Here is a 24500-nt window from a genome sequence, read left to right on the forward strand (position 1 = left end):
TCTATATATCGGTCATCTATATAATAGATTATTTTACATTATTTGTCAATATATCAATAAAATTTATCAAAACTAATGGCTATTACCATTCATTGATTGTTTCGGTAATTTCCATATTACGTATGCGCTTTGCAGGGGCATAGACAGATACAATAGCAGATATGAAGATAAAGGCAACAACGATTCCAAATCGTAGGATAGGAAAACTCCACTCAATTCCAAAATAATGCGCAATTAGACGATTATATAAAAATCGACTAAGAGGAAGTCCAATACCACATCCAACTATCAAACCAGAAATTGCATAGGTGTACGCTTCCACAGAAATCATTCGTTTAAGCTGTCTATTATCCATACCAACAGCTCGCATTGCTCCATACTGCTTCATCCGTGCAGATACACTCATGGAGATGCTATTGACGATATTAAACAGCGAGATAATTCCGACAATAGCCAGAAAACCATAACAAACAATTCGTACCGCCAAATAGGTAGCATTATTTTGTTTATTGCTTTCACGCTGATCTGTGATAATAATGTCATCATTTTCAAGGCTTCTAATTTCTGCTATCGTTTCTTCAGTTGCATTTGAATCTAATTGAATTCCAATAAGACCATACTTTGTATTACCCATGATACGGTCAAATGTTTCCTGCGAACAAATAATAATCAAATCATCTCCAAAGAGCCCTTGTGACAGAGTGCAAGTAATCTCTACTTCCTCGCCTGCAAACTGGATAGTATCACCTATACGCAGTGAATTATTTCTATTATATACGGTTGCCACTTTGTTACTGTCCCCATAAACTGTATCCAATGCTCCCTGAGCAATACTTTCTTTTGAGTAATCTAGCAGTGTATCATCATAAGAAACAATGTTGATATGGTCTATCCCTGCTCTTGAAGATGTTGCGGGGATATTTTCCATATAGCTGCTTCCATAAGCATTTGCAACCCCATCTATTTTTTTTATTTCATCGACCAGGCTACGCTCAATATCCAGTTTATTTGCATAACTTGATAATGCTATGTCGGCTGATGTGACATTTTGCGATGGAACAAGCTGCTTTGCAAAGTCTAAAATCACAGAAAAGGAAAAAAACAACATAATAGTTAATGCAAAAGAAGCTGTCATTAAAAACCAGTTTTTCTTTTTTTCAATTGCATGATGGAAACCAAGCGAATTGTCAATTTTCCCTAAGTTAAACTTAATAGCGTGGTTAGCAGAAACTTTATTATCTATATTGCCAGAAACCGCTGATATAGGTGAAACTTTAGCAGCCCGTTTTGCTGGGGATTGCGCCGCTAAAAATACAGTTACCACGCCGACAACCACACCACTGATTAGTCCAACAGGACTGATCTGAAAGACTGGTGTTGTAGAAAATTCTCCACCAATTCCATAATGAAGTGTGGCACAAATAATCCAACTAATTATTGTTCCGAAGAACACCCCTATAGGTACCGCTATTTTACACCAGTTCAATGCTTCCAAACGAACAAAGCGGATAATTTGCACATGACTTGCACCAATGCAACGCAACATTCCAAAAAACTGAGTTCGTTGTGCAATCATGCTATTCATGCTGCCAGAAATCATCAATATCCCTGCCAGCAACACTAAAACAAATAGAATTGCTGCTAATCCGTATATACTCTGCATCGCAGTACTGTTACTTTGTCCAGACATACCCATAACACCAGTATTTTCAGAAATACTCTCATCAGGTAATTGGTACTGTGTCTGTAATTCTCTTTTTGCATTTGCTGCTTTTGTTGCACTTTCAAACTGCACATAATAGGTTAACTCATTATTTGTCACTTCGTTTTGTGCCATAACAGAAGTAAATGCATTTTGTGTCAGATAAGAACCTACCAAATAGGTCTGATTGTTATAGTAATTTTCATCATCTGTTCCAAAACCTGATATTGTAAATATTCGATCTCCAGCAGGGGTATGTAAGGTTACTTTATCCCCAAGTTGTACTCCCAAAGCAGTTACAGCATTAGGTGTAAGCATAACTTCCGTATCATTTTCCGGAAATGTTCCTTCTACAATTCCATTTGAAATCTGAACGATATAGGCTTCATCAGTGCCATACAAAACGGTTCGTTTTTTGTTGATTCGGTATGGTTGTTCTCCTTCAAAATTAAATTGAGAGGCTGCACCAACTGCTGTAACATCTGAACGATTACTGATTTCATCCGCATCATCCTGTGAAATATTTTTTATCGCAATGTGCCAGTTTCCATGATTATTTATCATAAAATCACTTTCTGTTCGTATCATCATGTCAGCGACACTGAAAATGGCTGTAACAAGAAACACCGCAATAATAATACACAAAACTGTCATACGATTTTGTTGCTTGCGCACCTTTGCAGAAATGGGGATGAGACTAAGATAGCTTTTCATTCACGGCACCTCCCAAAATCAGTTAAAGCTCCATCCGACACTTGCAATACCCGGTCTGCCGTTTGTGCTATGCTGCGGTTATGGGTAATCATAATGATGGTCTGCTCATATTTTTTCGATGTTTCTTTGAGCAATGCAATAACCTCGCTGCTATTTTGTGAATCCAGATTTCCCGTCGGCTCATCCGCCAGAATCAGAGAAGGGCGGGTAATCAATGCACGTCCAATCGCCACTCTTTGTTGTTGACCACCGGAAAGCTGACTCGGCAGGTGATTTCGGCGCTCTTTCAGATTCAGCACCGCCAATAGTTCTTCCAGATACTTTTTGTCCGGTTTCTGGTAGTCCAGCAACACAGGGAAGATGATATTCTGCTCCACGGTCAGCTCCGGCACAAGGTTGAACGCCTGAAAGATAAAGCCGATATTCCTACGCCGAAACACAGTTAATTTCTTGTCGTTCATGCAAAAAATGTCCTTGCCATCAATCAGCACCTTGCCTGACGTAGGCGTATCCAAGGCGCCGATCATGTTCAGCAGTGTACTTTTGCCAGAACCGGATTCTCCAACGATTGCCACATACTCCCCTTTGGGAACAGAAAAGCTAACATCTTTCAAAGCCTTGACTGCGGTTTCCCCGTTGCCATAGGTTTTACAAATATTTTTGACTTCTAACAAGTTCATAGTGCAAACACCTCTTTCTCAATAATTTTGCTGTCGTAAACGGGTGGACTTTCGTTCTCTGTCTACAATGGAAAGAATAGCACCTCAATATTACTGTAACCCTACAACCAGCCTACAATTTTGTAGGAATTGGGAAATTCATTATAAAACTCGTTCCAAGTCCTAATTCGCTTTCTACTTCTATCAGACCCCCATGAGCTTCGATAATTGCTTTTGCCAACGGCAGGCCAAGCCCAATCCCCTGTATATCCTTTGAAAAGCGGCTGCGATAAAACCTCTTAAAGATATGGTATAGGTCTTCTGGATGAATCCCGCACCCGTTATCTTTTACTGTGATTTGAACAGCAGAGGGCAGTACCTTCCATTTGATGTGAATGGTATCGCCCTTTTCTGTATGATCCATCGCATTTTTCACAATATTGCCAATCGCTTCGCTCAACCAATCACGGTCACAGAAAAGGGAAATATCATCTGCACCAGATAAGACGATCTCTTTCTGTTCCTGTTTGGCACGATACGCAAAGTGTAGCTCCAAATCCTGCATCATATCCGCCACATTTTCTATTTCCTTTTCAAATGCAATAGAACCAGCATCCAACTTTGTGATTTTGAGAAGGTTTTGCACCAAAACTTCAATACGATCAAGCTCCTGCTCGGACAGATCAGCAAATTCTTTCACAGAGGACACCTCTATATCCTCATCCCGAAGTAGTCCGTTATAAATATTCAAAGCTGCCAGTGGCGTTTTCAGTTGGTGCGAAATGTCGGAGATTGTATTTTTCAAAAACTCCTTCTCTCGCAACTCGTTATCTGCATGAGCATTTAATACTGCTGCTAAAGAATTGATGGAATGAAAAAGGCGGTACAATTCGCCCTCATCATCACATTCAATACGAGCACTGCGATCACCATCAAGATACGCATTGATCTGCGATATTGCCTGCTCCATGATCTGATTTTGCCGATTAAAATATACAAAGCAGACTGCACATACAGCACTATTAGCCAATAGTAGAAGGATTAGCATTGACAGGGAAAGTCGGTGACAAGACAGCCATAAAAAAAACTCAGCTAAGAGAAATGTGCATCCTAAAATCAGCGAGAGCGAAAGAAATAGATTTTTGATTTCTTTATTTGCAAGTATTTTCATTCTGTACCTCATACGGTAATGTTCCATTTATAACCCATGCCTCGAACAGTCCGGAGCATTTGCGGTTCGCTCGGATTATCCTCAATTTTCATACGAAGCCGACGCATATAGACTGTAAGGGTACTACTGTCGATATAATTTCCATCGCAGTCCCATAGCCTATCCAAAATTTGCTCCTTCGTCAGTACCATATTCGGATTTCGCATAAACAAACAAAGCAGCTTATATTCCACAGCAGTTAAATCCAAAAGTACTCCATTCTTAAAAACCTGTCCTTGCAGCAAAAGAACTTTGATACCATTCGACTGCAATTCCGTATCCATTGCCTGAAAAGAATTTGCGCGACGAAGTAAGGCATTAATCCTTGAAACAAAAACTCCCAGTTTGAACGGTTTTGTAATATAGTCATCACCGCCAATATCCAACCCCATAATGATGCTTGTTTCTTCGTCCGAAGCCGTCAGAAAAATAATCGGCACCTTTGATGTAAGCCGAACTTTTTTGCAAAATTCAAAGCCACAACCGTCCGGCAGAGATACATCCAAGATCAGCAAATCATATTTTCCATCTTTCCACATCCCCTCTGCCTCTTTGAGCGTTCTGGCAATACTCAGTTCAAATCCCTGCTTTTTGAAAACAAAGGATAATCCATTGATAAGGCTTAAATCATCTTCTAAAAGTAATATTTTACTCATCTTTAACTCTCTTTCTGTATATCATTTCATATAATGTGCAGATTGAGTTACCATCATCCAGATGAAGTTGATAGGATTCTGTATATGATTATCTCTACATCTGTCAAGCTAACATTAGTGCCTTTTTATGGCAGTTTCCAGCTCATAGTAACTCTGGCATCCAATCCAACCATTCACCAACATTCAAACTTTTAATATACACTGGGTTTTGCACTCTGAGGCAAAGAAATCTGTATGGATAATCAAAGTTTTTGAGCCGCAAACTTGAGTTTTTCTTATATAAAAAAGTCAAAATAGGATTAATCAGTTTTCTACAACTAGATTAATCCTATTTCATTTTATCCTTCTTTTCGTATGATTATTTTTACAGAAAATTCCAACAGTAGAAAGGATACATGAACAGTATCACAAATTTACTCGAAAATCATTGATGTTCCGGTTCAAGAGTGAACTTTATTATCTGCTATTTTATAATCAAATGTCATATAGCACATTTTTTATTATTTTTCCTGATAATCCCGTCCCAAAAACTTCTTTTTCTTCGTAAAAACGGCCACTTGATGCTCGTCAATATTCATTTGGATTAGTTTTCTCTGCTCTTCACTTTCAATCTTATCGCGGTTTAGCGTAAGAATATATTGAAAATCCTGATATTGTTCTTCTTGTTTATAAAGATAATTCAAACATTGAACAAGTGTATCCTGATCCACATCAAAAATATTATCATGCACTAAAAACAGCGGATGCCTATCTCTCGTATATTGATTAAATAATAATGCCATATCATAAATGAACACCTTTGTTCTATCTACACTATGACTTCCATCATCATAAATGCGAAGAGTCAATTCGACTGGTGTTTTTCTGCGAGCTTTATCAATTGTCTGGATGCTAAACGAACATTCCTTATTTCCCATAATAAATTCATGGATTTGCAAAATAGTATCAGTAAAGTCATCAATGATTTTTTTAATTTCTCTGTCATCAATTTGTTCCGGTTTTGGCATTTTTCTAATTTTTTCATAATCATAACGCAAAGCCTTTTGCCGTTTTCTCAATTGGTCCAGTAAATCCTCCAATTCAATTAGATCCGCTTCCATAGCATTAAAGCTCTCATTCGTTTTAAAGCTTTCAATCGCATCCTCCAATTTTTGCAATTCATCTTCCAATGCATTGAGCTCCGCTCTGACATCTGAAATTTTCTTTTTCCCGTCCTGCGTCAGTTCTTTTTTTTCTTTCGTAAGGACAGTACTAACTGCCTCAATTTCCCTGATGGTTTCAATTGTATTCTTATAAGCTTCCAGAGAAAATCCCAGCAAATATAAATGAGCACTTAGATCGTCCGGGATCTTTTTTGTCAGGTCATGACATTTTATTATATCTGTAAACTCTGAACGTTCATCCCTCATCAAGATTGAAAAAAGATTTCTAAAACTAGGCACTTTTTTACCATTTAATTTCGAAAAAATAATTCCAGTCAGATAATCTCTTGCATCCTGAATTTTATCAAAGGAAACTGTTTTCCCCGCCCTGATAAGTATAGGTTTATCTGCTTGTTTGCGGTTTCTTTTTATGGTGACTGTTTCCTGCCCTATATCTAAATCCAGGATTACATTTTCTTCTACTGGGAAAACTTCTTTTGGTATTTTTACAATTCTGGATTTTTCATAATCATTCAGAAAACAAAAATCCAAAAATTCAATACTCATGGATTTTCCAACACCATTTGTCTTTCGGCCTTTTACAGATCTGTCATCGTACTTCTCGCCTAATATAATATTAACTCCATCATGAAAAGTAATTTCTTCAAAAATATTATTTTCAGAATAAAGTCGATTGAGACGAATACGATTTATTTCTTTACCCATATGTTCGCCTCCTCAAACTCAACAATATCAACAGAGTATAAAAAAGAAAGCCCTAAGATCAATTGCCTGCTACTTGTGATTCCGGCTTTTTTTAATGCTTTGGACACATCATATATTGAAATCTTTTCTGCATCTCGCTTTTGTATCTCTTTGAGTATGAGATAACCAATATACATTGCAGAAGATTTTAGTGCATTGCTACTTGTCAGCATCATACTCACTCCCTTCGTTTGGAAATACCCTACATTTAATCATTTCATTGACAAGATAGAATTTTATCGCAGAACGGTCATATTTTTTTCCATTAGTGCTTCATTCACAATATTCAACGCCTCTCCATAAATTGTATAAAGCGTCGTATACTCCGTAATTAATTTATCCGTAAAATTCTTAAATCTTTTATATATTTTATACTCTGGATCCACCGTTGTTTTACGATCCTTGTTTACTTTTCTATTTTGTGAAATATACTCTATCAAATCTATGATTGTGTCCACTTCTCCCGCCTGTGTTTCTCTCACAGAATAATATTTGTTACACAATTCTTCTGACAGATAATCGCTAATTTTTTTTATTTGCACTGTCTCTAATTCACGAATATCTTTTATTAACTTTTCAACGTCCCAAATATCTCTTGTCTTTTCGAAAGAAAACAGCCCCTGTGTATCAAAATCAGAAGAATATTTTTTCTTCTGCGTCAAAATTAGTACAACCAATCTGTCATATAAATGATACGCTTGATTTTTATTAAATTCCGCTATCGTATGCCTGATTTTTGTACTACTATTGTCTGATGTAACCTGAACTGCTATCCTATTCTTCCGATCAATCAAATCAATTGCTGGAGCATTTTTTTCCAAATGATTTGCATTTTTCAATTCATAACCATAGATAAGATTCAACAACCCAGGAAAGAAGTCTTCCGCAATGATGTTAATATCATAGAGATTTACTGCATTTAAAATAGACACTTCCCGACTTAATAGTGCTAAATTTTAAGCTATAGTTTTTAAATAAACCTCTTTATTTATCATGCTTTTCCACTCTCCTTATTTGTTGCTTGCTTCATTCTAACATATTTTTTACTATATGACTATTGATTTTTCTCGTAAATCGTGATCGCATGAATTGTGCTACCTTTGATTTTCTCCGGATACAAGCCATAGGTATGTGAGTGTACGATGAAAGCAATGTTACTCACCTCGTGATCAACTCGCTTACTTCGAATATGTAACAAAGAATTTATCGTACCAGATAAGGAATGACAAAACCATCCAGATTTTACGGCTGTTATCTTCCTTTTTCTCTTTATGGTCTTTCAGAAGCCGAAGCAGTTCCTCTATATAAAAAAATTCTTCTGCCTCTTTTGGATCCAAAAAAATAAGAGGGCTGCATCTTACAGCTCTCTTATTTTAAATATACATCCTATTCTTCATATCCCTGCGGATTATTAGACTGCCATCTCCAGAAATCTTCACACATCTCACGGATACCGTTTTCTGCTTTCCAGCCAAGCTCTTTTTCTGCCTTAGATGCATCACAATAACAAGTTGCAATATCTCCTGCTCGGCGAGGTTTGATCACATATGGAATTTTCACACCAGTTGCAGCTTCAAAATTCTTCACAATATCAAGAACACTACAGCCCATTCCGGTTCCCAGATTGTAAATCGCAAGCCCTGGATTTTCTTCGATTTTCTTAAGTGCTTTTACATGACCCTTTGCCAGGTCCACAACATGAATATAATCTCTTACACCAGTTCCATCCGGAGTATCATAATCATTTCCAAATACACCAAGTTCCTTCAGCTTACCAACTGCTACCTGTGTAATATATGGCATAAGGTTATTTGGAATGCCATTTGGGTTCTCTCCAATTGGATTAAAGTAACGAAGAAGCATAACATTCCATTCTGGATCTGCTTTCTGGATATCGGTAAGTACCTGCTCCAACATGGATTTGGTCCAGCCGTATGGGTTCGTACACTGTCCCTTTGGGCATTCTTCTGTAATCGGAATCTGTGCCGGATCTCCATATACAGTTGCTGAGGAAGAGAAAATAATATTTTTCACATTATGTTTTCTCATTACATCAATCAGAGTTAAAGTGCCTGCTATGTTATTTTCATAATACTCCCAGAGCTTAACCACAGATTCTCCAACTGCCTTCAAACCTGCAAAATGGATGCAGGACTCAATAGTTTCTTTGTCAAAAATATCATTTAGAGCATCTCTGTCCAGAATATCTGCCTTATAAAACTTCACTGGTTTTCCCGTGATTTTTGATATGATCAGTGCTTTTTTTATGTTTTTTCTATTAAATTTTCCTCAAACACCTATATAAGTGAAACTTAGCGAAACTTAAATTATGCCCAATATAGAATATACTTTTTATACCTTGGTGCAATATCCGGATCCATTACTTTAATATTCATACTCTCTTAATCGTTCTACGATAGAGCGATTTCCTGCAAGTTTTTTATAGGATAGAAGAGGGTTATCATACATATCAGCAAAACAAGGATAACGCAGACATGGCGTCAATCCTCCTAAATGCCGCTGTTCTGTGTCCGGGTCGTCGTTGCTAAAAATAAGCACAAAAAGAAGCATCTGCTCTAAAAATCAAAGCCACCGCTTCAAAAGCACGCGAAAATGTATCTGCGTTACGATGGCTTTTTTTCTTTGCCGTTGTGCGGCAGAATGAAGTTATATTCTTTACTTATATACTATATGGAAAATTTGTAGATTTTATAAAGATTTGAAAAAATAATGAGCGATACCGCAGTATCGCCCTCTAATTTCTTAATATGGAATTTTAATTATTACCTGCGCACCACCAGTCTTTTTAGAATTGCTTAAAATAAGTTGCCCGTCATGTTGTTTGATAATGCTGTTTGTGATATAAAGTCCCATACCAAAGTGCATATTAGAAGTTCTGCTTTTATCGCCCATAAAAAATTGTTCTTGTGCATGGTGCATAGCTTCTGATGTGAAGCCGGTTCCCTCGTCTGTTATGGATATGTGTAAAAAATGGTCTACCTTTTGTGTTGTTACATAAATTGTTCCCAGTGGTGGAGAATAGTCTACGGCGTTGCTTATCACATTCATAATTGCCCGTTCTAACAGAAGTTTATCCGTTTTGAATATACCCAAGTCAACTTCCTTTTCCATGTGCAGACAAATTCCTTTTGCAAGGCATAAAGAGTTTGCCTGTGCTTCAATCTGTCCCATGTAACCAGAAATATCAATTTCTTCCAAATGAAGCTGATACCCGGCAACAGTCCGGGAAATATCAATCAGCGTCTTAATATAAATGCTTATTTGACTGGAGCTTTCAGTGATATAATCTGCATATAGACGTTGTTCGTCATCAAGTTCCGTTTCATTTATCAAATCAATATTTCCTTGAATAACTGTCAAAGGTGTTTTCAAATCGTGGGCTAATGTTGCAATCTGTTCTCTCTGTAATTGTTCCGCGTGCCATTGCTTCTCTAAAGACATTTTCAGATCATCCCGCATTTTAGAGAAAGAAAGCAGAACATCTTCAAATTCTTTAATATTAGAATGGCCTATTTCAAAATCAAGATTTTGTGATGAAATTTCTTCGGTCGCGTTCATAATAGGCACTAATTGTTTTTGTAGACGCCTTGAAAAACGAATGGTTAATAGTATACATACAAACACGCAATTCAGAGCAATTAGAGAGTAAAGTATCATTTCCGGTGAAGGAAAATATTTGTTCAACCATGGGTTTATAAAACGTGAACCAATATAGTATTGTAAAACAATCAATTCTTTATCCCTTGTAATCAGCAGAAACTGCTTTCCGTTATTTGCAGTATTAACACCATCGGTCGCATATCTTAATGCTGATTTTACATCATCATTTTTTAAGGAGGTTTCCAGTATTGTGTATGATTTATCCAGTAAAAGGTAATCACACCCGGGGGGCATATTTTCTGTTACATCTGCCAAATCAGGTGTTGAAGCAAGAACAGGAGCTATTGTTTTCACAAATTCTTCACTTTGATTAGCATAATTAACAATCCCCAAACTAGCAAATATCGTAAATATAAGAAAAGGAGTGATTACGGATAATGCCAGACCGCCTATCAGCATAACAAGGTATTTTATAAAAGCTGTCCTTAATGTCGCTATCTTTGTTCCCATTTGTAACCTATCCCCCAAACTGTAATGATTGGCTGTACCCCCATCTTATTAAACTTTGCCCGTACATTTTTAATGTGAGTAGAAATTGTTGAGTTATCGCTGTCTCCGTCAATACTGAATACAGCCTCATAAATCTGTTCTTTAGAAAAAACCTGTCCTTTGTTATTAGCAAGATATTCACAAATTAAATATTCACTCTTTGTAAAGGGAACCGGGCAGTCATCAACCCGGATTTCTTTTGCGGATAAATCGACCTTAATATGTTCAAAAACGATTGTGCTGTGTTTTTCTCTTGTTTCCCGCCGCAGATGGGCGTTTACACGTGCCCGCAATTCAACTATACGGAAGGGCTTTGTCAAATAGTCATCAGCTCCAATTCCCAAGCCAAAAGTGATATCGTTCTCCAATGTTTTAGCAGTAAGAAATAGTATGGGGCAATCCACAAGGGAGCGTATTTTTTTACAGAATGTAAAGCCGTCTGTGTCAGGCATCATAATGTCAAGCATTATCAAATCATATCGGTTTAAGTACTCTAAGGGAATCTGTGAAACAGATGGATATGTGGAAACGGTGTGTCCGTCTTTCTGCAATCCATTTTTTATCAATTCCAAAATAGGAATTTCATCATCTATAGCAAGGATATTTGCCATAAAATGCACCTCCTTTCACTCCGGTACTATTGTAGCACCATCATATTATTTTGCAAATTTTACTGACATTTTGCCACCCGGTATTCAGAATTTACTTCTACTGCCATGGAATTAGTTCTATCTTTGTCCAAGATTTCATATATACCGCCTATTGTCCACTGCTCTCGTTTTTGTGAGCTCTTCTCTTTTCCGCTCCAATCAATATGATATAGTTCCTCTTTGGGAATTTGTAATTTTGTATCATTATCAAATGTATAGGATTCAGCAATTATATCAATATATTCTCCAATATTTTCATAGGGAACGGTTTCATCTGTTATCTGATAAACTTTATCCCCGCATAGCAACTGTGTACAATTTTGCGTATTTATTGTAAATTCTCCTTCTGCTGTTGCCTCTGTTTTCTGATTGTATCGAAAAATAGTATCTTTGTCCGTAACAAATCTATTAAGAATAGCTTTGTGGTAGCCTCCGTTTACGTCAACAATAAGCTCCTGCGTATTTCCATCTTTGACCGTATAGACATTTAAAAATGGAATGATATAGGCGGCGTCTGGTTTTGAATCAGCAATATCAGCTAAAGTTTTAAAAGTGGCCTTTTCTGTATCCTGTTGAAGCAGGATTTTCCCGTTTGAATCTATGACCGCAAGTTTTCTGATATAGCCAACCCATTCTCCAAGTTCTGAATTTGACAGCGTATCATCAAGAATGGTGAAGCTGTCTCCCTTGTAGGTAAACTGTGTCACATTATCCGTATTCAGCACACATTCTTCTTTGTCTTTGGAATATTCATCAATTCCCTTTTCCAAAACAGAACAGCCAGTCATACTTGCTCCCATCAGCAGAATAGCAACAACCAGTAAAATCATTTTCTTAATCATCGTTTTCCTTCCCATTGTGAAATCCAAAAAGTCATTGCAATAAAAGCAATTATTGTAATAAGTCCCATTATAAAAACCTCATTTTTGTGTAGGGATAGTTTATCGTCTAACACATAACGGCTTAAATCAATCGCCCAAGCGAAAGGGATATACTTCCAAACTCCCGCTAAGACAATATTACTGTACATAATTACCTGTAGGCTTTCAAATACACCTAAAAACAATGACGGCCCAAGTCCAAACTTAAAGCCAATAAATAAATGAAAAATGTAAAGTATAATATTTCCAAAGGCAAGGACTATTATTGTTTCTAACAGCATGACATAGGGTGTATGTGGAATAAGTCCTTGTATTGCTACCAGTATAGAAAATAATAGCACCAAACTAATCAGTGAAAGAACGCCTCCACCAAAAAGGACAAGAAACTTTCCGCAGAAAATGGTTATCCTGTTTGGAACGGATAGAATCGACTGTGAATGTGCGGCGTGATCTTCCATAAACGTATTTAACCCGGTAATTATGCTGATAAGAATTGGAAAAAACGTAGCTGTAATCTCAAAAATCAGCTTATATTTATTGTAGTCTGGTCTGAAACTGTATAAACCAAAATAGCTTGTAAAAAGGATTGCACCTGCTATCGGTACGAATATATGAATTGGTAATAGTGGTGTGTGGCGCAATTTTACCAATTCTGAACGAATTGCCCTATATAGTGTCATTCTATTTTGCCTCCTGTCTGCTAAAATTACCTGCACCCAGATAAGTAAGTACGAAAAAAAGTATGAATGATAAAATTAAAGATAATGCAACAGGTAATATGGAAACGTTAGGAGTGTCATTCAATGTTCCATTGATACCAATTCCCATTAGTGATTCCGCCAGCTTTGGAGCCCAACAATATGGACACAGCCACCATAAGGAGGTAGTTCCAAAAAAGCCGGGAAGAAAAATTCCAAAGGCAGTATTTACTGCAAGCGGCATAAACAATCCTATTTTAAAAATCAAGAATAAGCAAAGCGGAATCTGCCATATAGAAGCTATCATAATAGCAACACTGCCTATAAAGGATTGTCCCGGTGTGAAAATAACGGTTGACGGGGAGATAATATTGCTAACACATACCAACAATGCCAATATAAAAGCCGCAAATATCATTTTTTCAATCAGAATCAGATTTTTACTAATCCAAAATTTTTTCAGATTGATAGACATAGAATATACAGAATAGTATTTATCTGCACGTATTTCTTTTTGATTGGACAAATAGCAAAGAACTGTAATTGTTCCCGGAAGTAAAAAGGAATACCACCAATACAAGGACATATACTGGAATCCAGTAAATCCAGCCATCAGCCAAGCAAAAACTGCTGTAATCAATGGGGCAATTATCAATAATTTATTGAAAAAGGTTCTTCTGAATTTTAAATGTTCTGATTTAAGGTATTTCATATTCTTACATTTCCTTTCTGTTTTTTTTCACAATATCCATGAATAATTTTTCGAGATTTTCTTCAGCATGTAAAACACCTTCATACCCCAAGACACCCTCCGAGATAATGCCGATATGGTCAGCAATCTGCTGTACCTCTGTAAGAATGTGGCTGGAAAGAATTACCGTAATTCCTTTAGAGGGAAAGGAACAAATCAATTCACGGAGTTCTTCTATACCAACAGGATCGAGGCCGTTTGTAGGTTCGTCTAAAATCAGCAGGCGGGGATTGTTTAAAATTGCAATCGCAATTCCCAACCGCTGTTTCATGCCAAGAGAAAATTGTCCTGCCCGTTTCTTTCCGGTATTCGTAAGGCCGACAATATCAAGCGCTTCATGACAGCGTTTATCCGGTAAGCCGAGAAGCTCCGTCCTCACTTTTAAATTTTCAAATGCAGTCAGGTTCTCATAAAGAGGCGGGGTTTCGATTAAGGTTCCTATGTCATTCAAATCTTTTCGGTGCCAAGCGTGGCCGTCAAACTCAATGCTTCCAGATGTCGGTTTCAATATGCCTGTTATCATTTTAAGTGTTGTGGACTTTCCAGCTCCGTTTGGTCCCAACAATCCATAGACGGAATTTTTTTCAATATTCAGCGATATGTTATTTACAACTGTCTGCCTGCTGAATGATTTACAGAGATTTGTTGTTTTCAAGATTATACTCATATTTTACACTATCCTTTCTTTTGATTATGCTAAAAGGATAACTGCAAATTTTGAAGATTTCATAAAGAAAATAGAATTTCTTAAATACATAATAGGAAATACTTGTCCACTTCCAGAAGATGCTTTCCAATCGTATCCTGCAGAAGCATCACCTGATAGGTTGAATTTCGATGGTTTTTCAGATAATCTCTGCGAAGAAAACCATACTTGCCAAGTTGATCCATCTGCTCACCGGATTTATAAGTAAGATCTGGAAGCAGATATCCATTTACATTCGTATACGTTAGTTTCATTTTGTTAGCACTCTCCATTTCTCATCATTTTTTGACCACAAATTTACGACATTTACGACAAATCTGACACTGCTTTACAATACCAGACAAAAGGACTGATACCCCGGAAAGCCTGTAAAACAGGCACTTTTGGGATACACAAGACAGGACAAAAATCGACTTCCATTATCAAATAAAAAACGCGAATATTCCAGTGCTTAATAAGCCACTGATATTCGCGTTTCTTATTATCCTAACCACTTGAAAGATGGATAGTATCTTATAACAGCTTTCCCCACAAGCTGGTCAAATCGTACGAATTTGTTTTTCCATGAACGTGAATCCTTCGAATTATTCCGGTTGTCACCAAGCATGAAATAACTGTTTTCCGGAACTGTATATGGACCATAACTTCCAATCATTTTCTCCGGAATGAAAGAGTCATCCAATGGAGTGGGTGAACCATCAATGTAAACTTTCCCATCCTTAATTTCCACTACTTCTCCCGGCAGTCCGATCACTCTTTTGATAAAAAGACGACTTTCATCATCTGGGTATTTGAATATTACAATATCAAATCGCTCCGGGTCCTTGAACTTTTCAGAAATTTCATAACCGAACAGATCAAGATTAATTCCATACGCAAGCCGAAAGCCGAAAAGGCGGTCTTTCACCATAAGTGTTTTTTCCATGGAGGGTGAAGGGATTTTTGCGTTAATCAAAACAACATTATTGATAACCAGGGTAATCGCCACTACTATTACAAGCAATTTCACATAGCCTAACAGTTCACGCCAGATTTTCATGCTCTCCACCTCACCGTTCTTCATTATTCATATATCTGAACAATCTTTTGTCATATTTTGCTTCCCGGTACCAGCCAATTCCGATCATGATCACGCCTAATACAATGGTAACCGTTCTGACCATTGTATCAGCCGAAAACAGGCAGGTGATTACAATTCCAGTTCCTGCACCTGTAAAAAAGTCAATAACAGACTTTTCCCGTTTCAATGATCCAAGCACTCTTTCTTTATCCATGGTTTTTACCATTTTGACATCTTCCTTTATTAAGACATCGAGAGAAATATCAAAACGGTTGCTGATGTCTATGAGAATCTGCAGATCCGGATAGCTCTTTTCATTTTCCCAATTAGACACAGTCTGTCTGGTAACATGAAATATTTTTCCAAATTCCTCCTGGGTCAGTCCCTTTTCTTTTCGTATTTTTAATATCTGCGTTCCAATGTTCATATTGCTCTGCTCCTGTTCTTCCAATCGGTTTTGCTTTCTCACCTGGATTATATAAAAATTTCTGCCAAATGAAAAGCAATTTACCTTTTACAGCGAAAAAAACAGGTATGCAAAGCTTCTTTGACATGGGATTTTTGAAAACAGATTCACGTTTCTCTACCTAATCTGAATCCTTATTTTATCCCCGACAGGTGTCCAACCAGATTCTGCAGTGATTTCACCTGTAGCTCCATCATAATATGCGCTTTCTTCGGTTCCGTAATCTTCATCCGTTTTATCTGCTGCGTCGGTATTTTCTTTCTGGTCTGTATCGTCTTGAAGCCTTACTTCTGTGGGAGCATCTGCCCCTCCGATAATTTGAGTTTCAACCTGATCCTCTGCATCTGACGGATTTTCTCCCTCCAAAGTATCCTCTGGAACTTCTTCTACCTCTTCTGTAGTCTCACCAATTTCTACAAAATCGTCATCACCCCAGACAGTGTCTGCAGCAGCCATGTAAGGTTCTCTGGTATAAAGCTGTAATTCCAGATAATCGCTGTCAATATCCGGGAGCAAAAGAACCGGACCGTCAGAATCCAGCTGATACATGCCCCAGAAACTGGTTTTAAAACTCCATTGAGTTTTACCATCTGCTGCCGAATTACTGCGCAGTTCATACTGTACCTGATTTCCTTTACTGTCTGTCCCCATAAGCATCATCTCATTACCATTATACAGCTTTTCCTCAAGTTCTTCCGGAATTTCTGCCTTAATTATACTTTGCAGTTTATTCATGGAAAAGTCTGTTAATTTTACGGTTCCTTCTTCTGTTTTAACAGAAACATCTTCCAGCTTTTTATGAACTGTCTGTTTCATAAGCTCCTCATGGGGAATAGAAAAATCAAACTCAAACTCTGCGAAATAATCTTCGCCAAGATTTTCATTTTGATAGGCACCGAGTACCAAATGTACTTCTGGATTTTCTCCCAAATCACCATCAAGGGAAAACCGGGATTCCAGAACAGCATCATAGACATTTTCATCCAGTCCAGTATTTAGCAAATCTTCGTCCGAATATGGCAGAAGGTGTCCGCTTTCGTATTCTTCAATTTTCTGTCCATTTATTGTAGTTTTCTGATAATCAATGTCAAGCTGTGTATTGGCAAAGGTCCAGTCATCCTGGACATCATCCGTGTCCTTTTGCCCGGAAGATGTTTTTTCTGCATGCACCTTTGTTAACAGAACCCCATTATCCAGAACAACTTCTTTTAATGTTACAGTAATTCCTTTGTCTTCCTTAGAGGTATTCAACACTTCCGTATAAGATTCAATGCCTTTTGGGAAACCAAGGGTTTCTCCTATGGACAATGTAATATTTTTTATTGCAGCCTGGATATGTGGATTAGAAAAGATAACAGAACCCAAGGTGACGATCACACAGGCAGCTGCTGCTTTGCTCCACCCTTTTGGTCTCCGGTTTTCCTTTTTTTCACTCCATTCCCGCTCTGCTTCCTCTATATATTTCGGATCAATATTACCAAATTCTTTTGAAAAATCAAACTTTTTCATATGCGTCCTCCTTCTTTTTCCAACAGTTTCAACAGCTTTTTCCGGTTTCTGTATAAATTCATTTTCACGCTTCCCGCTGACATATGATGCCTTTTGGATATTGCAGAAACAGGATCTAAAAACCAGTATCTTCGTACAAAAATATTTCTGTCCTTTGGAGACATTTCTTCCAAAAAACGATTTATGGTTTCCATCAGTTCTTTTTCCGCCAGCTGTTCTTCCACGGTATAAGTTACATTTAGCTGCTCCATTTCCTCCATAACATCTGCCATATGAACATCCGGGCGCTTGCCTGCAAACTTTTTCCTTAAGCGGTCAATACTAAGATTTCTTGTAATCCGACCGCAAAAGTGTGCCAATACAGAAGGATGCGTAGGAGGAATCTGTGACCATACCGAAAACCAGGTATCATTCAGACATTCCTCGGCATCTTCTCTATTCGCCAATAAATTCCAGGCAATCTTGTAGCAATAGGGATGATACTTAGTACTCAATTCTATAATTCCATTCTCATCTCTTTTCAAAAACAGGTTTATAATTTCATCATCATTCATTTACAGGTTGTCCTCCGGGTTTCTTTAAGATAAAAGTCACTGTCCATAATCTGACCAGTAACAGATAAGGCGCCTTTTTGAATAAAAAAATTTCCATTCATATTATATATCGTAAAAAATAGTGGATGGTAACAAAAAAATTTAATTTTTTCAGTTGAGATCCAAACTACAGTTTTGGTTTTCAGAAGGTTACCTTTTAGGGGTAAAAATAATGAAAAGCAGCCGATATTCTCATTTTATATATCATGAGATACCGGCTGCAACTGCTGTTATAAAATATTTTCTTGTTCTGTAGTTTTGTACTTTATATATCCTTGTCATTTCGTAGATTAGAAATTTCAAATGGGTATTGGTTCAATAATTTGATTGTTTCTTTGCAATTTGGGATTAATTGATTTCTTTTATTATATGGAATCGCATTTATGCGCTCTCTTAAATTATGCCGCAGATTGTATGCAAGCCAGTCTGCCGTATCAAAAAAAGCACGATATTCATGTCCATATGCTTTCTCAAGGTTTCCTTTGATATAAGAATAGTAATCGTATCCTTCCGGCACTTTTTTGGTTGTGCTTGCAAAAATCCTTACAATATGATCATATGCATCCCGGTGCTCTTTTAATGGCTGAATCAATGCATCCCCATTTTCTGATATTTCTTCGGCTGTAAGTAGATAAATTTTGGTTTTTTGATGTAATTGATATATCTTTTTCCACAACAGTCCAATCTCATCGTTTTGCATTAGATTAAAAACATTTTGTTCAGCCATTTAAAATACCCCGCTATTGAATTAATGAATTTTTAACTTTGACTCCTTTTCCCTCATTACCAGAAACGATTTTTCATCTAGAATACGGTCACCAAAAATCCGCCAGGATCCACGTCGCTTTATTCGGTCCGCTTTAATAGTGGAGATTTGTCCGTTTTCACAGTCTCTTGAAAAAAATTTCCTATATTTAAAAGTTTCTATTATCCCCCATAGAGTTCCTGCAACTATAAAAAAAAGAAGTACTGCTACAGCTTCAATCATAAATATTCTCCTTATCATCCCAGTTACATGCATCGTCACAATCGGACTGCATCCCAAGGTCTTTTGGTTCGATCACATTTCTTACACTACTACCTGCACTATATTTTTCTCTTCTGTAAATTATGCTAAGATGAACAAATGTTTCTCTGTAAAGTAACAAAAGAATAAATCCAACAAATATACAGGATAGTAATATAACTCCTTTACTAGATGCCACAGACTGCAATTGTGGATTTCCAAGGAAGCAAACTGCTGAAATCAAATCAATCAATGCAAGCAAAAACGTAATTCCCTGCAATAAATTCACTTGAAATACCTGTTTTTTCTTTGCAATCGAACACCCAGCATCATACATATTGTTAATTGCCTGCAATAATATTGTAATATAAAATGGTTTTATATCTGTCATGCTAAATCCACACACTAGTTCTATAAAAATGGTAGCCGTAAAAACCATAGTTTTTATCAGACATTCTAAATAACTGTCCGTTGTAAGTTTTTCATAATAGGCAAATAGAGCAGCATATTCCGGGGAATTCTCCTGGCAGATTTCCATCATCTTCTTTAATTTCTCATAGTAGGCACCTGTGCCAACGCCGCTCTCCACCACCTCCCGATCAAAAGTGCCAGCCATTGGATCCTGGTACAAAAGATATTTAGATGGATTCTGCGCTTCCTGATTTGCCTTTCCATTTAAGAACAATGAGTCGAAAGCATCCAAAACCGTAAAATCTTTCAGATTTCCACCCACATACTCCTTAAACTCTTCCTCCAATAATCCGAAAGTTTCTATACAAACAAATAGAGTTTTATCATAAAAGCCCCAAATACCATTGTCAACGGATTTTTCGTATATTTATATTTTTACCGTCTCATAACCAACTCTCTCACTTCGAACATGTAGCAAAAAATCTATCATACCAGATAAGGAATGTCAAAACTGTCCAGATTTTACGGCTGTTATCTGCCTTTTTCTCTTTGTGCTCTTTCAGAAGTAAAAGAAGCTTATCTGTATGAAAAAACTCTTCTGCTTCTTTCGAGGTAAATAACTCCTTTACCCTCTGATACCAGTCATCCTGCCGCAGCCACACACGGATTGGAATTGGAAAACCAAGTTTCCTACGTTCATCGGTTTCCTGTGGAAGAAATTCTGAAACAGCTTTACGGAAAATATATTTGGTTGTACCCGCTGCAATCTTGGCTTCCTTCGGAAGCTTTGCTGCAAAGTCAAAAACTTCTTTATCCAGAAATGGTACCCTGACTTCCAATGAATGTGCCATGCTCATTTTATCTGCTTTCTGCAAAATATCGCCAGGAAGCCAGTAGCTCAGATCTACAGACTGCATTTTTTCCATGTCTTGAAGTGATCCTCTGTTTTCTGACTCAAGTTGTTCAAAAAATGGTCTTAAATATTCCTGTGTGGAAGGTCCTGTTACTTTATTTTTCAAAATCTGCGCTTTCTCTTTTTCACGGTAAATATATGCATTTCCGATGAAACGTTCTTCCACTTTCATTCCTGCACGGATAAGGAAATCTCGTCCCTTCACATCCGGCAGCTTTGCAGCCAGTTTTCCAATTACACGTCTGACACCAAATGGAATCCAGTCAATTTTTTTCAATGATTCCGGTTCTCTGTAAATATTATATCCACCGAAAAGCTCGTCTGCTCCTTCTCCGGAAAGAACAACCTTGACATGACCTGCAGCCTCTTTTGAGAGAAAGTAGAGTGCAACGGCAGAAGCATCAGCAAGGGGCTCATCCATATGATACATAACATCTGGAAGGGCATCCCAGAATTCCTGCTTGGATATGATTTTCACATGGTGTTTCAAACCTGCTTTTTCTGCCACTTTGGCAGCTTTGTTTACTTCACTATATCGGTCTCCCTCATCGAATCCCACTGTAAATGCCTGATCTGCACCAGAGGAAGAAGCCAGATAACCGGAATCCACTCCCCCGGATAAAAACGCGCCGACTTCCACATCACTTAACATATGATGCTTCACTGAATCCTTTAGAATCTCGGAAAGCTGGCTCCGCAGCTGCGCCACATTCGTCTTATAGTCCCACTGACCTGGTGTAAGCTTTGGTTTGAAATAAGTCTTTATTTCATAGCTTCCGTTTTTATATAAAAGCATATGTCCAGGCATCAGTTTATAAATTCCCTTAAAGAAGGTCTCTTCCAGAGGAGAATATTGAAATGACAAATACTGCTCCAGAGCCTTCTGATTTACTTTCCTTTCATAGCCGGGAAATGCAAGGATACTCTTAATTTCAGAAGCAAATACAAAGTGCCCATCTATTTCGGCATAGTACACAGGCTTAATTCCAAAGAAATCCCTTGCAAGCATCAAACTCTGCTCCTGTTCATTCCATACAGCAAACCCAAACATTCCCCTGAGTTTATCCAGTGCCTTCTCCCCATACTGCTGAATAGTATTTATCAGAACCTCCGTGTCAGAATGAGTACAGAAAGAAATGCCGAAAGCCTCAAGTTCTGCCCGCAGTTCCTTATAATCATAGATCTCTCCATTAAAAACAATATGAAGGTTTCCGTCCGCACTTTCCATAGGCTGCTGCCCATCTTCTAAATCAATAATACTAAGTCTTCGAAAACCCAGCGTAATCTTCTCCCTGCAAAAAGAACCCTCACTATCCGGACCCCTATGCTCAATGGCTTTCATCATCCTTTCAATTACTGTCTTCTGATCCTGTCTGTAACCTGTAAATCCACAGATTCCGCACATTTTATCCTCCGTATCTATTTGATGTAGTTTATACGCTGCAGCAACTTTTTTACCACAATTGAATCCCACATGGTCACATCGTAATCATAGTGGTCTGTGAGTCTGCGCCTCAGCTTGTGTTCTCCCTGTTTTTCTACAGATGTAGAAATCTTTTCTAATTCTACATCTATAGAATCAAAAAGTCAATCTTATTTTCTACAATTGCAGAATCTATGTCATATATTTGATTACCCGTCATGACATACCCCAATGACTCAGTTCTTACAGATTTTCAAACGGTGTGAATGCCTCACTGCTGATAAAATGAAAAGCCGGAAAAACGGTCTTTTGTTACAGAGCCATTTTTCCGACTGTATGGTTACCTATATTTAGTCAACTACCCATTACCTAAAGGTAATGGGCTTGGCAGACTTAGCCAAAAAGAACCGATATCAGTCTTGCAAAGACCTTGTATCGGTTCTTTTTGTATTTTCTCATTATCTAATTATGGGAGGATTTTTCTGTATCACCGAAAAAACTTTTATCCCCGCACTTCAAGCCACTGGTCAATGTTCCCAAAATGTACCGCCTGCAGGTTATCTACATCAACCAGTTGCGGGAAGCTGTTTCTGATGATCAGGACACCGTTTTCCTTATCCTGTTTTTCTCCACCGCCAGCGATGCCTCCCATGGTCCTATCAAGTGTTAAAACCGTTCCATCTTTATAACGCACCTGGTCAATACTAGTTCTGGCATAAAGATCCATGCCATAGTCCGTACCTGCGTACTCAAATTTGTTTTTTTCATCTTCATACACCTTCATAGCTTCATCATAATCAAGATATAATGACCATAAAAGGGGCGTTACTTCCATTTTTTTCACTGTGATTTCATAACCTCCAAAATCACATTTCCGGTTCACTTCCAGAGTTGTCGGAGGCTTTACTGCACCCAGAGTCCATTTAAAATCCCATGTTCCATCTGTAATAACAGTCGTATCATAATCTCCTTCCTCCGTAAGATTCTTTAATGTGATTTCTACTGTTTTATTACTCAGATCATAATCACCGTCATAAGATATACAGGCGTTAAAATATTTAAGATGTGTAGAATTTTGATCTGTTTTCAGTAACACATCCTGTCCTACCCCAGTATTGAAACTTCCAAATCTGTTATCGTCCACTGCATATACTTCTTTTCCATCGATCTTAAAATGTGTCATCTCCTCAAAAGAAGTATGATCAGTCATAGAAATACTGTCCTCTGTTTTCACTTCAAAAAAAGCATACAGGAATCCCTGATCCTGAATAGAATCTGTCAGGGTAACCGTCACACCATTTTGTGTTACAGACTGGTCTATATTCTGAATATAAGTTGATTCCTGCAGTGTCTCCTGCTGTTCCTCCGATGGATCCAGTCTTTTCACCAGGTAATCATTCCATTTAAAGAACTCTTTTGCAGCCACAGTAACAGCCATACCAGTACAGATTACTGCTGCTGCAATCAATAATCGTCCACTGATTTTTTTTCTTTTGTATTTTTTATCAACTGAATCCGCCTGTTCAATCTGTTTTAGTGTATCTTCAAATTTATTATGAAAATCCTGTGGTACTTCCGGTGCGATATTATTCCATTTCTTCTCTAACATGACATTTTCCCCTTTCCTGTTATTCTCTTTAATTGCTTGTTGTTTTTCCCAGTTGCCGGTCTTTTCTCTTCTTCGGATAACTGCACCTTCAAAAACTCTCTTGCACGTGAAAGTCTGCTTTTGATCGTTCCTTCCGGAATATCCAGAGCCTCACTGATCTCTTTCAAGGAAAATCCTTCTAAATAATACAATGTTACCAAAACCCTCAGATTCTCCGGAAGTTCCATAATCGCCATATACAAATGACTGTATCTGTCCTCCTCAGTCATTTTCATATTGTCCATATATTCTTCATATGGAATAACATTTTTTCTTTTCCGAAGAATCCCTTTGCATTCATTGATCAATATCCTTGTGATCCATGTTCGGAAATATTTTTCTTTCTTTAAAGTGGGAAGTTTTTCATATGCCTTAAGAATTGTTTCCTGCACAGCATCCCCACAATCAGAGTCATTCTTCAGAATGGACTTTGATATATGATACAGCATGGCTTCTGCATCCCGAACCTCCTTAATAAATACATCTTTTGTCATAACTTTGTCTTCTCCTTTTGTCCAGCTGGATTACTACTCATGTTTACTTTTACACTAATTAGATGCATCGGAAAGGAAATCGGTTCTCATAAAAGTATTTTTTTCCGTTGCCTCTTCCATTGCCAACGAAATATCTACTTTTTTTAATCGCTGTTCTGTTTATGTTTGTATTTTTTATGTAATTCCGTAATATATTCCTCAAGCTTCTCTTTGTCTTGCTTTTCACAGGCGACCAAAACCAAACACTGCTTAGATCAATCCGATATGCTTTTA

The 24500-nt window shown here is 37.5% G+C and carries 24 protein-coding genes and 1 pseudogene; all 25 read right to left on the reverse strand.

Going from position 1 to position 24500, the window contains the following annotated elements; translation table 11 throughout:
* Window positions 1–82: 82 nt before the first annotated feature.
* Window positions 83–2416 (reverse strand): ABC transporter permease, encoded by a 2334-nt coding sequence (locus LKD46_RS09105; protein ID WP_227574049.1) that lies wholly within the window; start codon window positions 2414–2416, stop codon window positions 83–85.
* Window positions 2413–3096 carry an ABC transporter ATP-binding protein gene (locus tag LKD46_RS09110; protein ID WP_227574050.1) on the reverse strand — a complete coding sequence of 228 codons (684 nt, stop codon included), beginning with the start codon at window positions 3094–3096 and terminating at the stop codon, window positions 2413–2415. Before LKD46_RS09110 ends, LKD46_RS09105 begins: the two co-directional genes overlap by 4 nt.
* A 112-nt stretch (window positions 3097–3208) precedes the next feature.
* A complete protein-coding gene (locus LKD46_RS09115) occupies window positions 3209–4246 on the reverse strand; it encodes a sensor histidine kinase (RefSeq protein ID WP_227574051.1) in 1038 nt (345 codons plus the stop codon).
* A gap of 8 nt (window positions 4247–4254) precedes the next feature.
* Window positions 4255–4941: a response regulator transcription factor gene (locus tag LKD46_RS09120; RefSeq protein ID WP_173738931.1), complete on the reverse strand. Its 687-nt coding sequence runs from the start codon at window positions 4939–4941 to the stop codon at window positions 4255–4257.
* Between the two features lie 500 nt (window positions 4942–5441).
* Window positions 5442–6809 carry a DUF2326 domain-containing protein gene (locus tag LKD46_RS09125; RefSeq protein ID WP_227574052.1) on the reverse strand — a complete coding sequence of 456 codons (1368 nt, stop codon included), beginning with the start codon at window positions 6807–6809 and terminating at the stop codon, window positions 5442–5444.
* Entirely contained in the window at window positions 6794–7024 is a 231-nt protein-coding gene (locus tag LKD46_RS09130) for an ABC-three component system middle component 6 (RefSeq protein ID WP_118252797.1), read from the reverse strand. The genes LKD46_RS09125 and LKD46_RS09130 overlap by 16 nt, the downstream gene beginning before the upstream one ends.
* 60 nt (window positions 7025–7084) lie before the next feature.
* Complete coding sequence (locus LKD46_RS09135; protein ID WP_227574053.1) at window positions 7085–7780, reverse strand: SMEK domain-containing protein; 696 nt, start codon at window positions 7778–7780, stop codon at window positions 7085–7087.
* Between the two features lie 454 nt (window positions 7781–8234).
* A complete protein-coding gene (galE, locus tag LKD46_RS09140; protein ID WP_330673053.1) occupies window positions 8235–9116 on the reverse strand; it encodes a UDP-glucose 4-epimerase GalE in 882 nt (293 codons plus the stop codon).
* Between the two features lie 495 nt (window positions 9117–9611).
* Complete coding sequence (locus tag LKD46_RS09145) at window positions 9612–10979, reverse strand: sensor histidine kinase (protein WP_227574054.1); 1368 nt, start codon at window positions 10977–10979, stop codon at window positions 9612–9614.
* Complete coding sequence (locus LKD46_RS09150; RefSeq protein ID WP_227574055.1) at window positions 10964–11629, reverse strand: response regulator transcription factor; 666 nt, start codon at window positions 11627–11629, stop codon at window positions 10964–10966. The genes LKD46_RS09145 and LKD46_RS09150 overlap by 16 nt, the downstream gene beginning before the upstream one ends.
* Window positions 11630–11688: 59 nt before the next feature.
* The gene (locus LKD46_RS09155) at window positions 11689–12510 is read right to left on the reverse strand and encodes a NisI/SpaI family lantibiotic immunity lipoprotein (RefSeq protein ID WP_227574056.1); all 822 of its coding nucleotides are present in this window, start codon (window positions 12508–12510) and stop codon (window positions 11689–11691) included.
* Window positions 12507–13229: a lantibiotic immunity ABC transporter MutG family permease subunit gene (locus LKD46_RS09160; protein WP_173746158.1), complete on the reverse strand. Its 723-nt coding sequence runs from the start codon at window positions 13227–13229 to the stop codon at window positions 12507–12509. Before LKD46_RS09160 ends, LKD46_RS09155 begins: the two co-directional genes overlap by 4 nt.
* Before the next feature lies 1 nt (window position 13230).
* Entirely contained in the window at window positions 13231–13959 is a 729-nt protein-coding gene (locus LKD46_RS09165; RefSeq protein ID WP_227574057.1) for a lantibiotic immunity ABC transporter MutE/EpiE family permease subunit, read from the reverse strand.
* 4 nt (window positions 13960–13963) lie between these two features.
* Complete coding sequence (locus tag LKD46_RS09170; RefSeq protein ID WP_227574058.1) at window positions 13964–14665, reverse strand: lantibiotic protection ABC transporter ATP-binding protein; 702 nt, start codon at window positions 14663–14665, stop codon at window positions 13964–13966.
* Between the two features lie 101 nt (window positions 14666–14766).
* A pseudogene (locus tag LKD46_RS09175) lies at window positions 14767–14958 on the reverse strand (TnpV protein); the annotation flags it as partial.
* A gap of 227 nt (window positions 14959–15185) precedes the next feature.
* A complete protein-coding gene (lepB, locus tag LKD46_RS09180) occupies window positions 15186–15743 on the reverse strand; it encodes a signal peptidase I (protein ID WP_227574060.1) in 558 nt (185 codons plus the stop codon).
* 10 nt (window positions 15744–15753) lie between these two features.
* On the reverse strand, window positions 15754–16191 hold the full coding sequence (locus LKD46_RS09185; RefSeq protein WP_110925764.1) for a helix-turn-helix transcriptional regulator: 438 nt from the start codon (window positions 16189–16191) through the stop codon (window positions 15754–15756).
* A gap of 156 nt (window positions 16192–16347) precedes the next feature.
* Window positions 16348–17739 (reverse strand): DUF4179 domain-containing protein, encoded by a 1392-nt coding sequence (locus LKD46_RS09190; RefSeq protein ID WP_059085741.1) that lies wholly within the window; start codon window positions 17737–17739, stop codon window positions 16348–16350.
* On the reverse strand, window positions 17736–18293 hold the full coding sequence (locus LKD46_RS09195; RefSeq protein ID WP_114002530.1) for an RNA polymerase sigma factor: 558 nt from the start codon (window positions 18291–18293) through the stop codon (window positions 17736–17738). The genes LKD46_RS09190 and LKD46_RS09195 overlap by 4 nt, the downstream gene beginning before the upstream one ends.
* Window positions 18294–18597: 304 nt before the next feature.
* Window positions 18598–19059 (reverse strand): hypothetical protein, encoded by a 462-nt coding sequence (locus tag LKD46_RS09200; RefSeq protein ID WP_114002529.1) that lies wholly within the window; start codon window positions 19057–19059, stop codon window positions 18598–18600.
* 21 nt (window positions 19060–19080) lie between these two features.
* Complete coding sequence (locus tag LKD46_RS09205) at window positions 19081–19320, reverse strand: hypothetical protein (protein WP_173761521.1); 240 nt, start codon at window positions 19318–19320, stop codon at window positions 19081–19083.
* On the reverse strand, window positions 19313–20095 hold the full coding sequence (locus LKD46_RS09210) for a hypothetical protein (RefSeq protein ID WP_227574061.1): 783 nt from the start codon (window positions 20093–20095) through the stop codon (window positions 19313–19315). Before LKD46_RS09210 ends, LKD46_RS09205 begins: the two co-directional genes overlap by 8 nt.
* A gap of 112 nt (window positions 20096–20207) precedes the next feature.
* Window positions 20208–22067 (reverse strand): asparagine synthase (glutamine-hydrolyzing), encoded by a 1860-nt coding sequence (gene asnB / locus LKD46_RS09215; RefSeq protein ID WP_227574062.1) that lies wholly within the window; start codon window positions 22065–22067, stop codon window positions 20208–20210.
* A 520-nt stretch (window positions 22068–22587) separates the two neighbouring features.
* On the reverse strand, window positions 22588–23694 hold the full coding sequence (locus tag LKD46_RS09220; protein ID WP_173741499.1) for a DUF4179 domain-containing protein: 1107 nt from the start codon (window positions 23692–23694) through the stop codon (window positions 22588–22590).
* Window positions 23688–24227: an RNA polymerase sigma factor gene (locus LKD46_RS09225; RefSeq protein ID WP_227574063.1), complete on the reverse strand. Its 540-nt coding sequence runs from the start codon at window positions 24225–24227 to the stop codon at window positions 23688–23690. Before LKD46_RS09225 ends, LKD46_RS09220 begins: the two co-directional genes overlap by 7 nt.
* Between the last annotated feature and the right edge of the window lie 273 nt (window positions 24228–24500).

The sequence above is a fragment of the Blautia fusiformis genome (genome assembly GCF_020686995.1).
In the GTDB taxonomy this organism is placed as follows: Bacteria; Bacillota; Clostridia; order Lachnospirales; family Lachnospiraceae; genus Blautia_A; species Blautia_A fusiformis.